This window comes from Pseudoalteromonas lipolytica, from assembly GCF_900116435.1.
Taxonomy (GTDB): Bacteria; Pseudomonadota; Gammaproteobacteria; order Enterobacterales; family Alteromonadaceae; genus Pseudoalteromonas; species Pseudoalteromonas lipolytica.
This window is the reverse complement of the sequence record NZ_FPAZ01000004.1, coordinates 123,271-138,595: the sequence shown is the minus strand read 5'-3', so window position 1 is coordinate 138,595 and position 15,325 is coordinate 123,271. Positions and strand designations below refer to the sequence as shown.

Genomic DNA, 15,325 nt, shown 5'->3' with positions numbered 1-15,325 from the left:
GTAATACCTACATTACGTCATAAATTGCACAATAGATCAATTGGTCCAACCAGTTTTTTTAACATTTTTTTATATTTATTTTTTCCTTGCACGCTAAGCACTTGAATATATTGAACTTACACGTGTACGCTCAATTTTGATTTTTTATATCAAAATAATCAAACCTAAAGGATTAAAATAAAAAGCCCAACTAAAAAGTTGGGCTTAAGAATAAATAACGTTAAAGCTCGTCTTCGATAGGAAATAAAGAGATAAACCATACTTGAAAACGCCGCCAAGACGAGGTTTGTGGCTCTTCATCAAATTGCTGATTACTTATGGTATCAAGCCAAATTAGTTCGTCATCATCTGGGCTTTTTAACTCAACTTTCCACGCATACTCAGGCATCTTTTTATCAACCCAGTGGGCTAAAAAGCTGCTCAACTTTTCACTGTCTATTAGTACGCCCATTTCGGTATTTAAATCAAGTGATCGCGGGTCAAGATTCATGGTACCAACGAATATTTTTTCATCATCAAATGTCATCGTTTTTGCGTGCAGACTTGCCTGTGATGATCCGGTAACCTTTCGGCCTGCTTTTCGTTTAATTGCCACTAAGTCACTTGGTTTTAGTTCCCACAATTTAACACCGCCACGCACTAAATCAGCACGGTATTTTTTATAGCCCGCATGCACAGCAGACACATCCGTCGCAGCCAGCGAATTAGTCAGCACAGTAACATCAACGCCCTTTTTAACCCAGCTGGTTAATAACTGCGTACCTTGCTCGCGAGGGATAAAATACGGCGATACAATAATAGCCTTGCGCTTTGGCTCTCCCATCTTTTTAAACAATGAAGGCGACATATTTGCCGACTTTTCATCGACATCATTCATTACTTTATCTGGGTGATCGTAAAATAAGGTCGACTCCTGCCAGTCAAACTCTATTTCATCGTTAAGCAAACGATTTACAAAGGCACTTTCACGTAATTGTTCAACATAATTGCTTTGCTGATTGTCTGCTACATAATTTTCTAGTGTCTTGGTTATCTCGATAAGTGATTGTTCATCACGCTCACCATGTAAATTTTGAACAGGGTATGAAAGTGTGTGATTCCAATATAAATCAAATGCATCTGAGGCTTCTGGCACAATATCACCCACGCTCATGACATCTAAATCGATAAATTCAGAATGATCTTCTGCTGAAAAGTAAGCATTACCAATATTACGCCCCCCCGTAATAAAAATACGGTTATCGACGATAAAGCTCTTGTTATGCATGCGTCTAGAAAGTTGGCTGTAGTTAGTTATAAACCCCAGAGCCCTAAACCGTCGATTTGGGAACGGGTTAAACAGCCTAACCTCAACATTAGGGTGAACAGCCAGTGCTGCTAAATCAAGCTCACTGTCGGCTTGAGATAAGTCATCAAGCAGTAAGCGAACCCTCACACCTCTTTCTGCCGCTTTCAGCAAAAACGCGGTAAATAAAATGGTGGTTTGTTGTCTATGGTATAAATAATACTGCACATCAATGGTGTGCTCTGCAGAATCAATCAGTGCAAGCCTTGCGACGAAGGCATCGACACCATCTACCAAAGGATAAAACCCTGACAAACCAGGATGATTACTACCCACAGCCTCTCCTATTGTACTCGGTGTATCAGCAGAAATAGCGTAACTTGGTTGAATAGATTCCCTTGAAGGCAGCTGCGCACAGCCCGTTATAGTAAAGATAAGTACTGCACAAAAAGTTGCTTTAAAAGAGTTTATTATCATGGTTCCCTACCAATGATGACCAGGTGATACCAGTTCGCTACATTACATGATGTGTTTTGAAACAAAAAAGCCTTGTTTGTAACAAAGCACACGTTTCGTTATTTAGTCTGATTGTGCAATTGCATATTCCCGTACAGCTACAAGCAGCAACTTTTAACGCTGCACGCATCGGGTTTATCCGCCAAACCGAACAAATAACACGTACGATACACACATAACACTTAGATATAACGTAATAAATGAAAGGCTTAAAAGCAAATAAAAACTGGAATCAAGGGGTAAGGAGCAAAGAAAAGAAGTAATTAAATGAAGAGCAAGTTCATTAAGCGACTTGCTCTGTAATGTCAGCGATTTCGATAAGTTTACGATTAAGGATTTTTTTACAGCAACCACAGCACTTGCCGCACTGGCTACCTACCTGCAACTCTTTTGATAGCTCACGCATTGTCATTGCGCCGTTATCAATCGTTTGTTCGATTTTTTTATCCGTTACACCATGGCATAAACAAATATACATGAATGCAAACCACTCTCAATTACATTTAATAAATGCATATTAATCTAAACGGTAATAGTTCGCAATAGTATTATGAGCAATATTTGCTGTAATTTTAGCCATAGCCACATTGAAATAAATGCAGCTGCCATTTTCCCTTTATGTTTTACTAGGTTAGCTGCAACTTTGAACAGTGAAAATTTTTATCTTTTTTGTTCGTTGTGGCGATGATTATTTATGTACCGCTCATCAGCCAATGCCTGCAATATGTTCATTAACGCAAACAATTTTATATCCGCCGAGATAAGCCAGCATGTCGTTCATAAAGTGAGTGTGTGACATTGATGAAAATTAAGTAAAAAGCATTATTATTTTTACTTTATTGTACTATTTTGATCCTTCTATATTTACTCGCCGTATTCCTAATTGAAATGGACACGTCGTAACGTCCGAACATAAAAAAATATATAAGGAACAACGATGAGATATTTACTCTTATTAAGCAGTATATTGTTCATCAGCGCATGCAGCGATGATGACGACGACAACAACGTAGAAATTATCACTCCCCCTCCTGTTCAGGAATTTAGCCCCAGTAAAACGTATTCCGTGACGCTGAGCGGTAAACAAGAAGTTCCTATGAATGCCTCTATGCAGACAGCAACAGCAACCGTAGAGCTAGATGAAAGCTTAATGCAGTTCCGCGCAACTCTTGATGCGAGTGCAGTCGAAGGGTTTAGTGCTGCTCATATTCATGACGGTGATTTAGGTGCTAATGGCGACGTTGCATTCACTTTTGAATCCACAAGTGAGGGCATGTACGAGGTTGCTATTACTGACCTCGACGAAGCTTTAATAGCCGATTTAATGGATGGTGATTGGTATATCAATGTTCACACCGAAGAATTTGCAAATGGCGAGTTACGCGCCCAAATCGTTCCTGATACAACAAGTATCATTACTTTCGCCTTAAACGGCAGCCAACAAGTACCTATGAATGACACTGATGCCATGGGGTACGGATACGCCTCGTACGACAGTGCAAGCACAGAGTTACGCTTGCGAGCAGTCACCATGGGTGTAGACGACGCCACAGCAGCTCATATTCACACTGGTAAGTTAGGCTCTAATGGTGATGTGTTTGTCACATTAGAACAAGACGATGAAGTGATGACTGATTGGGTTGTACCAGAAGGTACCACTATCGACAGTGACACGTTAGCAGTCCTGCTTGATGGTGGGCATTATGTCAATGTACACACACCTGAATTTGCAGGCGGTGAAATTCGTGGGCAAATACTAACAGATAACTACGCTGTTGCTACCTTTGATTTAAGCGGCTCTCAAGAAGTCCCAATGGTGACCACCACAGCAGAAGGTGATGGCTATGCCCTCGTCGACACCACTGACTACAGTGTGGAACTCACGGTGGTAACTTCTGGTTTAGATGACGCAAGCGCAGCGCATATTCACACTGGTCGAATTGGTGAAAATGGCGATGTGTTAGTCGCGTTAGAACAATCAATGGATGATCCAAATGTATGGATGACACCCAGCAACACCATGATCAACGCTGATATTTTTACCGTACTAGCATCAGGCGGCCATTATGTGAATGTTCACACACCAACAAACACAGGTGGCGAATTGCGTGGTCAAATTCTTACTAGTAACTATGCATTTACCAGCTTTAAATTAAATGGTGCTCAAGAAGTACCAGCGGTTGACAGCGATGCCAGCGGCGAAGCGTATGCACTCGTCAACATGAATGATTATAATCTAGAGCTGCGTGTTAACACGACCGGTGTTGATGACGCGACTGGTGCTCACATTCATACAGGCCGAATTGGTACAAACGGCGAAGTACTTGTTGCACTTGAACAATCACCAACCGATTCAAGTAAATGGATGACACCTGAAAACACCCAGATTAACGCTGATATATTCGCAGTGCTTGCGTCTGGTGGTCACTATGTCAATGTTCATACACCAGCAAATGCAAGTGGCGAAATTAGAGGACAAATCCTAACCGATAATTACCAACTTGTGACCTTTCCTTTAAGCGGTATGCAAGAAGTGCCAGCTGTTGATACTACAGCATCGGGCAGCGGTTATGCTCTTGTCAATATGGATAACTATCACCTTGAGCTACGAGCATTCACCCAAGGCGTGAGCGATGCCACAGCAGCCCATATTCATACAGGCCGTATTGGCATGAATGGTGAGGTGCTTGCAGCACTGGCGCAATCTGCAGATAACGTTAACCTGTGGGAAACACCTGAAAACACCATGATTAATGCAGATATATTCTCAATTCTCGCGTCGGGCGGTCATTACGTTAATATTCATACCCCAGCACACCCAAGCGGTGAACTGCGTGGTCAAATTTTAACGGATAACTATGTATTTGTTACCTTCCCATTGAGTGGAGCCCAAGAAGTCCCAGCGGTCACGACTGACGCATTTGGTGATGGCTATGCATTAGTCAACACCACTGATTACAGCGTTGAACTGCAAGTTTTAACCTCCGGTGTGAGCGATGCCTCAGCCGCGCATATCCATACAGGGGTTGCAGGTGAAAATGGCCCTGTTCTTGTTGCCCTAGAGCAAGATGAAAGCGATATGAACCGTTGGATGACCAGCACTGGCACGATGATAAATGCTGATATTTTCTCAGTACTCGCCATGGGTGGTCACTATGTAAATGTGCATACTCCCGCAAACCCAAGCGGTGAGTTAAGAGGTCAAATTCAATAAGACTTTACCTTTACATTGCTTACTATTAAGGCCAAGCATAGCTTGGCCTTTCTTTTAGAAAGTGCTAAGGAATTTAGAGAAAGGATTCTAATCAGAGAAGAGTCACTACCGCTAAGTGCAGAATCTTGTGGAACTCCTCCAGATTTAATGCTTTGCCACTCAGCATAGGCCAGAGGTGCAAGATGGTTAAGGTGGGTTCAATCGAGCCCAAATTTTGTTAAAGACTAAAATTTTAATTCTGTACTAGATCTAAACATAAAAAGACCCCCAGTAATTGGCTTGTATAATTATTGAGGGTCACTTCACTCGCGGGGCTTTGGATTAAATTACAACAGTAATCTCACTTGATTTACCTAGTGTTTTTTGCTTTCTAAGTCATGTCCGCATGAGTAACAATTTTTGCTTGGCAGCCTATAGCTAAAGAATGACCTCATTACCTGACTTCTCTTACAATTAGGGCATACATAGTTGGAAGTGCGAACAATTAATAATAATGCAAATAAAAAGCTCATTGAATAAAATAGATTTTGATAAAAAAGTCCACCAATTAGAATGAAGTTAAAACCGATTATACAAACAACTAAAGCTAACAGTATTGCTCTAAATTTAACATGTCGCGCCATTATTAATCCTCAAAAATCTCTTAACTTTGTCTACCGCTATACTTGTGGCATTTTAAATATATTGGTCTGTTAGTGTAAATGATTTGCTAACAGTTTCATCTGCACCAATTGAAGGCCCTATATCAACGGTTGCCGTTGGATCATCAAAGTTCTAATGAAGAATTGGTCGGGAAAATTCAATGGAGGACCTATGTTGATGACATGACCAACCGATTTGCAACAGGCGATTATATTAGCACATCCAAAATAGTAGAAATCTCGCCTCAGAACCAGCTAATAAAAACCGCTAGTGGCAGTCTTTATCAAGTTATTGGCGAAGGCCAAAAGGCTCAAATGCAAATAATTGACTTCCAACTCCTTCGCCACGGCTTTTCACCTGAGCAGATCACCCAATTGAGTTTGGCAGCAAGCGGTGTATTTCATTAAAAATCAAGCAGGATATCATCATGACAACCCGAACAATTGATTTTCACAATGCAGAATGCTCTGCTTGTCACAAAAAGCATGTCGATATCAGAACTGAGATAGTTGCTCCTTCGCCAGAACGTCCCAATGCAATTAGAAAGAAAATTATCTTTCGATGCGAAGATCACCTTGACTGTGATGTTGATGAAATTGAAAAGCTCGCGCTGGTCAAGATGCGATTTCAAGATCTAGATGAAAATGACCTTGTTGATGGTGACGATTTTTTGAATAAAATTGATCCAGACTGAGTAATTTTTTTCCAGCCAGCTACCCCAATTTGGCACCAAACGGATTTTTTCATTGAGCTGCTGTTTTTGAAAACAAACACCAAGCCACAAGAGCCGGATAAAAAAGCCCCGCTCACCTGAGGGCGAGGCTTTGGATTCAAAAAAGACTAGGGTACAAAAAGCTCTAATTGAGAGTTATTTTCTAGCAATCCTTTAATTTTCTCAATGTAAGACATGTTGGGGGTATAGTCTCTTATATAAATCGATTCTATTAACCCATCATCAAGCTGAAAGACCTCAACTTTGAGCTGATTTTTATCAACAGAATTTGGTAGCTCGCTAACATAATCCCCTAGGAAGTCTTTAATATCAGTCAATGTATCCTGATGAAATCCTGAATTATCTGTAAACTCCCACCCATCATCTGTTAGTTCTCGCCCAACGCCTTTTAAGATGATAAAAGCGGCTTTGTATTTTCCTTTTATCATTGTGATTTCTCCCACACTTCGACAGGTATTTTGTCAACTTTAGCATTTTTTGCTGCTGCCGTCCGGTGATGACCATCTTGCAGTTCTAGCTTGCCAGTGGCTGGATTTTTAACAGCAGACACAGGGTCGTCTCCAGCTTTCTGTACAAAGCCATTCTTTTCCATGTTTTTAGTAAGTTTTTTAACTTGGGAACCGGACATTTCAGATTTAGACTGAGTTGGCACTAAATTTTTAGGGTCAACCATTTCTGTTTTAGAAGTCCATCCACTATTACAGTTATGTACTAGTACATTCTGTTTCGTAACATAGTACGTATGAAAATCTGCCACGGTAAAGTTGTACGTAAGGTCAACGCGCTGCTCATCAATAACACTAATAACTTCCATAGAACCATTACCGTCAGTTTCAATCTTATCACCGGCTTTTAATTCAATGGTTTGTTTCCACCCCTTACCAAGTACATAGAAAGGGTGGTCATCTGTTGCTTGGATTTTCTGTTCAAATCCATCGCCAGCAACTAATTTGATTTCAAAAATTCCACGGTCTGGTTCAACAAAAATTTTGGTTACAGGCTTCCAGTCCTGTTCACCTGTTTCAGTATTTTTCGCCCATAGTTTTTCACCTAACTTTACGTCTTCAATATTTTTGTAGCCGCCTTCAGTTAAAACCTGAGTACCAGCAACAAAACAGCAGGTCCTGCGTAATGCATTTGCCGCATCTACACCTTTATCACCAGCTCTCGCTGCAAGTCCAAGACCAGTAGCTCCCGGAATAAATAATCCGGCAACATTAGCGCCCAATGATGCTGAGTTCGTTGCATTAACACCATTAGTAGCCGTGTCGTAAAGGTCATATGCTATGAAGCCTAAATCAACAATGGCATCTAAGAATTCACCATTTGGATCAGTGTACTTATATGGGTTGTTATTTACATATAGATAGCGGTTAAATGACATCACAGGGTTAGATGGAGTCCAACCCACAGGATCATTCGAATAAAAACGCCCATAACTGAGCATAGTATCGTGCCTGCATATAAATTAGCTCAATACTGTCTTAGTATTACTCACTCTAGGACATTATCTCAACTAATCTGGCAATAACAGCCTTTGGCATCAGAGTTAATAAAACGACTATTAAATCCTGCGCGTAAGTTTGCAATTACTAGCTCCACAAAGCCGTTTTGGCTTGAGCATGCTAAACCTTTTGATAATGGGCCGGCGTAAACAAGCTGTTGCTCTTTTGATACTAGGATAGCTGCAGGTTGTGCTGGTAAGAGTCTGGCAAGGGCTGGGGTAGGCGTTAATTTAACAACATGAATGTCATTATTTAGAGCATATTCTGACAAGCTCTGAATATGAGGCTGTGAACGGGTTGAACATACACAGCTGTCCTCATCAACAATATAGAGTGTATCGGCATGGGTTAACTCGATACCCTTTGATTTTATACCCATCGTTGCGTGAAAAGATTGCAACCAATCAGTTTGAGCCATTTTGTTATCAGGATCAAAAACCTGTGTTTGTTGCTGATAAGCAAGGTACAAAGCGAATACCACCGCGAATACCCACCCTATCGCTGCAATTACAACCCCTAACTTGGCATTATTTAAATTTGGCAATACCTTGCTCCAATACATCGATACTCACGTCAATTAACTGTACGCGCTCAGTTAATTTTTCAATCATTTCATTGTCATTGGCTTGGTTTTCAATCAATGTTTGAGAGTTTTGTGCAATTGCACGCGTGTTTGCCGCTTGGCTTTGTACTACATGAGCAACTGATTCTGAGCTCGTAGCAGCTAAGCTTACTTGCTCTGTCATAACACTAATCTGTTGTTTCATTTGCGAACTAATTGCGGTCAATTGTTCTATAAGTGCAACACTGCCTTGCATTGAATCCGTAGAAGAGGCACTGTTTTGCAACAGGCTTTCTAGAGTTTGAGTTATTTTATCTGTGGTATTTTTACTCCGTGTGGCAAGATTTCTGACTTCATCTGCAACAACGGCAAAGCCTCTTCCCTGTTCACCTGCCCGCGCAGCTTCAATTGCGGCATTAAGTGCCAGTAAATTTGTCTGCTCTGCTATTGATGAAATCTCATTTAATAAGTCAGATATATGGCTACAAGCACTGACTAATTGAGAAATATTTTTATCGGCTTGGTGCAAATTATTTGCGAGCTCAGCAGTTTTACTGTCGGTATTAGCAACTTCATTTAACGCTTCTTTTGCACTTAAATGTAAGTGTTTAAACTGTGTTTGCAGTTCTGTACTTTCATGTTCAACCTGTGAAAACCCCTCTGCTACTCGCTCGCCAGACTCAGCAATATCTAAAGAGAGTCGCTCACGCTTTGTTGCAAGCTCATGCAACTCATCATGTACTTTTACAAGTTGATTAGATTGATCTTTTAATACACTACTTTGGCTTTTAACATCGCCAACAACACGCGAAAAAAACCCTAAGAGTCTATTAAAACCTGCCACAGCTTCACTGTGCCTTTCATCCGCTCTTAAGCCGATGTTAATGCTATTTTCGTTCGCCATGATTTGTTCGGTTGTGTTACTTAACGATAAGCCAGCGCTGCGTTCTCGTTGTAACGTTTTGGCTATGTAACCCGCTACAATTGCTTCAACAATAGCGTAGGCTGCGTGGATAAGTACGGTGCTAAAAAACAGCCTGTCTGGGTCGAATACATAAACGCCCGCATCATTTATTTGCAAATAATAAAAGCTCAAATGATGAACAGCTACAAACGCTAAAGCGGTTATAAACACGCGCCACTCAACAAACATGATAAGAACAGCCATCAATATAAAAATTTCAAAATGAACTTCTATGAGACCAAAGCTTTGTTGAATATGTAAAAATGAAAACATCATACAACCCGCAGCCACTATGTGCGCTGTTAATGCGCTGTCGGGGTGTTTGTGTAACATCCATAAAGGCAGTGAAAGCAAGATAAGGCCAGTGAGCACACCAGATAGCAAAGTAGAAAACACAACCCCTAAAATTAATGACTCTAAAAATAATAGGATGAACAAATAGGTAAAAAGGCGACTAACACTGGTCATAACTAAAGCCTTAAAAATTAAACTAATTCACTAAATAAAACGCAGACTTCGTCTTACGAAGAAACCTGCAACATAGTTCACTTAATTAACTGTAAAACAGTTCTAAACTGCGTTGTTCCCGCTTTTTCTAACCACTGAAATAACACGCTTTCAGCACAGGTAACAATTGCACCCGCTGCACTCAATTGTTTAATGGCTAATGCTTTATGCTGTTTATTACGCGATGCTATTGCATCTTCAACAACAAACACCTGATAACCGGCCGCGATTAAATCAAGACTTGTTTGTAACACACAGACATGTGATTCAGTCCCAGTCACAACAATTTGCGGTCTTTGATACTCAGCTAGCATATGAATAAACCCAGGCTCTACACAGGCACTAAAATGCATTTTTTCATACATATTCGTGCTACGGATAAAGGACTTTAACTCAGGACTCGTTCTCCCTAGTTTGATTGGATTTTGTTCAGTAAATATAAATGGTATATCCAATAATGACGCTGTCTTTAATAACTTTGATGTATTTTCAACAACAACGGCAAAGTCAGTAATGACAGGAGCAAGCCCTGCTTGTTCATCAATAACTAATAGAATGGCCTGCTTTTTTTGGCAAATAAACGAATGGCGCATTTCATTCCTTAACGTACTTTAACTAAGGTATTTATAGCACATACACTCATTTTATGTTTCGCGTGTGACTATTTACTAAATTATCTTTTCAGGGGCCTCAATTACATCCATAATTGTGCTATATTTTGTTAAAAGTTTTGCGCAAATAATAATTTAGGGTTAATCAGTCAGTGCCTAAACATTTCCATTTTGTTTTCATTTATCTTTTTTTAGCGCTTATTCCTAACGCGTATGCACAAAACTATGCACTGCAAATGCAACGTATTTCAACAGATGAAGGACTCACACAAGGCAGTGTAACGAAAGTAATTCAAGATGATTTAGGCTTTATTTGGATTGGTACTTACCAAGGCTTAAACCGCTATGATGGCTACCAAATGGCGGCATTTGCAGGAGAACACATTCTCGATCAGCGCCAGATAAATACGTTAGCCAAAACTCGCGACGGAAGAATATTTGTAAGTACCGAGTTTTCGGGCGCTTTTTTTATCGATCCTAAAACACTCAAGGTAGAAAAAATTTACGCTGGAAAGCTCGACCCAGAAGACGCGTTTTTCTCACCTATACTCGCTTTAACAGAAGACGATAGTTATTTTTATTTTGCTATTGCTCAGCATGTTTACTCTTACCACAAGCAATCAAAAAAGTTCTTACATGAGTTTTCTATAAACAAAGAAGAGCATATTGTACGAGCCCTCATCATACATGATAACTTTTTGTATATGGGTACATCTAATGGCTTGTTTTCTAAAAACTTAGCCGATGATCATATTTCAAATATTCCATTAACAGAAAAACAAAAAGTCACGAATGACAACAAAAACGTAAAATTATTGCGTGTAGATCCGCAACTAGGGTTACTTGTTGGCACCGTTGAGGGCATGTATGCAATCCCCTTTGATAACAAACGTTTGTTCGCATTTGGTAGCGTTAAGTTATTAATTCCTGAGTTAAATATTTGGGACTACTCGGCAAGCTCTTTTGGTGAGTATATAGTTACAGAAAAAGGGTTATATGAATTCAACCGTCAAACTTTGTCAGTTGAATATATTCTTCGCTTCGATCAAAGTAAATTCAACATGACCGACAACACCATCCCTGACATGATGGTTGATAAAACAGGGTTACTCTGGCTAGCATCTCGCTCACAAGGGGTATTCACATGGTCCACCCTAGCGAGACGGTTTAAGCATATAGAGTTAAAAAACGACACCAATAACTTTAACAATAATGTATGGTCTGTTGTACAAGATAAAGACCACACCATTTGGATCGGGACCGATAATGGTCTAATGAAATACAACCAACTAACCAAACGAGCTCAAGCATATTTAACAAGTGCCGACGAAAAAGCATTCCACGGTGAATATGGTATTTTTGGCGTTGCAGAAGCAGAAATCGAAGATACAAAACGTTATTTGTGGGTTATGAGATACATGGGGTTAGTCCTTTTCGATAAGCTCACAGGCAAGCTGGTTCCATTAAAAGGTGATGAAGAAACAGTACGTATTTTAACAACTTATACAAGTTGGGGGTTTCACGTGATTGGACCCGATCAGTTCGCATTTATTAACGATAATGATTTTTATAGATACGATGGTAAAACGGGTGAACTACGCGTTATAGAAGGCCTAAAAGAACAAGTTGAAATTATTAATGCAAATGGTTTTCTAAAGCCATTGCCAACCCACCCTAATGAGTACTTATTGAGTATGTCGGGCAAGCTTTATCGCTATAACGAAGAAACACAAAAGCTGACATTACTATACCAAGTCGAAAACTATAACCCATCGGCCTTCTTTGTTACCACTGATTGGATTATTGATTACAACAACACACTGTGGCTAGCTTCTTCAGATGAAGGGCTGATAGGTCTTGATGCCGAAAACTATGAAGTAAAATACCGCATAAATACGCAATCAGGTTTAAAAGCTAAATCAATTTTTGGCTTGCAAATTGATCGCTTTGGCTTTTTATGGATGAGCTCTCAAAATGGCTTATACCGTTTAGACTTAAGTTCGTTAGAACTCGACCGCTACTTTATTCGTGATGGCCTTGCCGTTAATGAATTTAATTACGATGCTGATGCAACATTACATAATGGCCAGTTGGCTTTTGGATCTACGCGCGGTGTACTGCTTGTGTCTCCTGAAGATTTCTTATCGTCACCTGTAGAGCCTGGTAATGTAAAAACAGAAATTACTAATGTGTCTTTGCTTTCTCGAGAATTAAATTATCATCCCTATAAATACGTCGATGATCCGCTACAACTGACCGCTGATGATATGGGATTAGAGGTCAATTTTTCTAACTTTGACACTATAAATAAAGACAAAACGGTGTACAAAGTTACGCTTGAAGGCCCTACATCACTTCATTACGACAGACTAACAACAAACAAAGTGTTTTTCACAAAATTACCTCCTGGCGATTATACGTTATCTGTTTCTTCAGCGTCTGACCTTAATAATATTATTTCTGAAAGTAGGCAATTACGCTTTAAAGTTGCCTATGCAACGTGGTCATCCCCCCTTGCTTATACCTGTTATACGATGATAACACTGGCCATTTTGTTTTTTATTTTCTGGCAATATCAAGCCCGTCAAAAAGCGATTCGTAAAGCGCACGATGAAGTATTAAAGTCTCAACAACAAACTGAATTAGCTTTAAGCAGTAATAAAAGTGGCGTATGGGAGGCTAACTTGGCCGAGCAAACCTTTTTTAATAGCCGCTGTGCAGTGGAGCTTGGCTACAGTGAATTTAAAGACAGTCTGCCCATTGCAGATTTCATGCAACTTATTCACCCTCTTGACCGCCGATTAGTTATCAGCCAATGGGAATCATTTTCTAAACAATTAAATAATGAACAATGGAATGTAACATACCGATTAAAGCACAAAAATGGAGAGTGGCTTTGGTACCAAGATGTTGGCCGTGTTGTTGAAACAGATGATGATAATAAACCGTTAAAAATTTCAGGTATTTACACCAATATCACAGAGCAAAGAGCCAATGCTCAACAAGCAGCTGTGCTAGGTGAGGCCTTTAGTCAAATTAACGATTGGTTACTTATTTTAGATAGCCAACTTAAACCGTTTTCAGCAAATACGAGCTTTAGCGAAGCCTTTTCAACACCTAAAAATATTACTGACTTAACAGTTAAAGACTTTATCGGTGCGATTGGCAAATCTCATTATCTCGAATACTTAAATGTACTAAAAACACTTAAACCTAAACAAAACTGGAAAACAGAAGCCTATATTCGCACACTAAAAAGCCCTGCTCATCCAGTCCACATCAGTGTCACTGCGGTGGCCAAAGACAGCCAAAGCATTAACTATTATGTTATTGTTATTTCAGATTTAACAGAGCAAAAACGAGCTGAAGATGAACTTCGCTACTTAGCAAATTACGATCCTTTAACAGGGCTTCCTAATCGCACATTAATGCACTCTAAAATTAATAGTTGTATAAACAGCTCTAAAAAACGTAACAAGTTAGCAGCACTGTTGTTTATTGACCTTGATAAGTTTAAACCGGTTAATGATTCATTTGGTCACGCTGTGGGTGACCAATTACTGTGTAATATTACTCAACGCGTAAGCTTAATTTTGCCTGAAAACGCTGTTATTGGCCGCCAAAGTGGTGACGAATTCTTAGTGTTGGTCAAAGATCTGCATTCTCCTCAAAGTCTGAGTGAACTGGTTAAAAAGCTAACCGAAGAGCTCGCGAGCAAAGTAATTATCGATGACTTTTCTATTAATATTTCAGCCAGTATCGGGGTTGCACTCTACCCATTTGATGCCAAAACGGCAGACGACTTAATTCGTAATTCTGATATAGCAATGATGCATGCGAAACAATCTGGCAGAAATAACTTTAAGTACTTTACCGAGCAAATGAATAATCAGCTGACAAAAAAACTGTTGCTCGAAAACGCGTTAAAAGATGCCTTTAAAGATGATGAGCTATTTAATAATTATCAGCCTATCGTTAATGCGAAAACGAAAGAAATACATGGGGCTGAATTATTAATGCGATGGAGAAACGAGCAAGGGTTTGTTTCGCCTGCTGAATTTATTCCCATTGCAGAAGAAATTGGTTTAATAGAATTATTAACTGAACAAGCACTCGATCGCGCTCTGACTGAGCTATTGCCACTACTTCGCGCAAATCCGCACTTTTACTTGTCGTTGAACTTATCGCCAATGCACATTTTAAAGTCTAACTTAACTGAGCGATTACTCATGATTCTGAGCAATCATTTAATTAAACCTGTTCAGTTACGACTTGAAATAACAGAAAGCACACTACTCGAAGATAAAGAAAAAGCATCAAAACAATTAAAAATGCTAAAAAATGCCGGGTTTAAACTTCTTTTAGATGATTTTGGTACGGGTTACTCATCACTGACTTACTTAAGCCAGTTCCCTATTGATGTGATTAAGATAGATCAGAGCTTCGTACGCAACATTGGCTTAGATAAAAGCAACGAATCAATCATTCGTACTATTCATGCACTCTCATCAAACCTTGGCTTATATTGTATTGCTGAAGGGGTGGAAACTCTCGACCAAATAAACTTTTTAAGAAATATGGGCTGTAATGATCTGCAAGGTTATTATTTTGCTAAACCCATGTTAGCCGATGAACTGATTGCACAGCAGACTATTCAAAGTATTGTCGAACGCCTAAACAAACTGTAATACCCAATTTGCTTGATTAAATGAGCTCTTTAGAGCTGAAAAAACCGCGTTGATAACAAGGCAAAAATTTAGTTATTTAGTTGTTCTGAATCAGAAAT

The 15,325-nt window shown here is 39.6% G+C and carries 11 protein-coding genes; 4 read left to right on the top strand and 7 right to left on the bottom strand.

All coding sequences use genetic code 11. The features are described from left to right. Positions 1 to 220 precede the first annotated feature (220 nt). Both BM378_RS05070 and BM378_RS05065 read right to left on the bottom strand, forming a co-directional pair. Complete coding sequence (locus BM378_RS05070) at positions 221 to 1,762, bottom strand: phospholipase D family protein (RefSeq protein ID WP_083422873.1); 1,542 nt, start codon at positions 1,760 to 1,762, stop codon at positions 221 to 223. A gap of 322 nt (positions 1,763 to 2,084) precedes the next feature. After that, positions 2,085 to 2,279, bottom strand: a complete 195-nt coding sequence (locus BM378_RS05065) for a (2Fe-2S)-binding protein (protein WP_036972167.1) — start codon at positions 2,277 to 2,279, stop codon at positions 2,085 to 2,087. Between the two features lie 459 nt (positions 2,280 to 2,738). Between BM378_RS05065 and BM378_RS05060 the strand changes: the two genes are divergently transcribed. The 3 genes from BM378_RS05060 (at position 2,739) to BM378_RS05040 (ending at position 6,351) form a co-directional block, all read left to right on the top strand. Further along, a complete protein-coding gene (locus BM378_RS05060; protein ID WP_083422872.1) occupies positions 2,739 to 5,015 on the top strand; it encodes a CHRD domain-containing protein in 2,277 nt (758 codons plus the stop codon). Between the two features lie 758 nt (positions 5,016 to 5,773). Further along, entirely contained in the window at positions 5,774 to 6,064 is a 291-nt protein-coding gene (locus BM378_RS05045; RefSeq protein ID WP_227006859.1) for a hypothetical protein, read from the top strand. Between the two features lie 20 nt (positions 6,065 to 6,084). After that, positions 6,085 to 6,351 (top strand): hypothetical protein, encoded by a 267-nt coding sequence (locus tag BM378_RS05040; RefSeq protein WP_074988747.1) that lies wholly within the window; start codon positions 6,085 to 6,087, stop codon positions 6,349 to 6,351. Between the two features lie 146 nt (positions 6,352 to 6,497). Here the strand turns inward: BM378_RS05040 and BM378_RS05035 are convergent, their stop codons facing one another. The 5 genes from BM378_RS05035 to BM378_RS05015 all read right to left on the bottom strand — a co-directional run bounded on the left by BM378_RS05035 (position 6,498) and on the right by BM378_RS05015 (position 10,521). Continuing rightward, the gene (locus BM378_RS05035) at positions 6,498 to 6,818 is read right to left on the bottom strand and encodes a hypothetical protein (RefSeq protein WP_074988746.1); all 321 of its coding nucleotides are present in this window, start codon (positions 6,816 to 6,818) and stop codon (positions 6,498 to 6,500) included. Next, positions 6,815 to 7,837: a polymorphic toxin-type HINT domain-containing protein gene (locus tag BM378_RS20530; protein ID WP_074988745.1), complete on the bottom strand. Its 1,023-nt coding sequence runs from the start codon at positions 7,835 to 7,837 to the stop codon at positions 6,815 to 6,817. The genes BM378_RS05035 and BM378_RS20530 overlap by 4 nt, the downstream gene beginning before the upstream one ends. A gap of 65 nt (positions 7,838 to 7,902) precedes the next feature. Then, positions 7,903 to 8,439 carry a DUF6436 domain-containing protein gene (locus tag BM378_RS05025; protein WP_074988744.1) on the bottom strand — a complete coding sequence of 179 codons (537 nt, stop codon included), beginning with the start codon at positions 8,437 to 8,439 and terminating at the stop codon, positions 7,903 to 7,905. Continuing rightward, positions 8,423 to 9,889 carry a methyl-accepting chemotaxis protein gene (locus tag BM378_RS05020; RefSeq protein WP_074988743.1) on the bottom strand — a complete coding sequence of 489 codons (1,467 nt, stop codon included), beginning with the start codon at positions 9,887 to 9,889 and terminating at the stop codon, positions 8,423 to 8,425. The genes BM378_RS05025 and BM378_RS05020 overlap by 17 nt, the downstream gene beginning before the upstream one ends. Positions 9,890 to 9,966: 77 nt before the next feature. Continuing rightward, entirely contained in the window at positions 9,967 to 10,521 is a 555-nt protein-coding gene (locus BM378_RS05015) for a hydrolase (RefSeq protein ID WP_065978991.1), read from the bottom strand. A 170-nt stretch (positions 10,522 to 10,691) separates the two neighbouring features. Between BM378_RS05015 and BM378_RS05010 the strand changes: the two genes are divergently transcribed. Next, the gene (locus tag BM378_RS05010; protein ID WP_319633318.1) at positions 10,692 to 15,227 is read left to right on the top strand and encodes an EAL domain-containing protein; all 4,536 of its coding nucleotides are present in this window, start codon (positions 10,692 to 10,694) and stop codon (positions 15,225 to 15,227) included. Positions 15,228 to 15,325 lie beyond the last annotated feature (98 nt).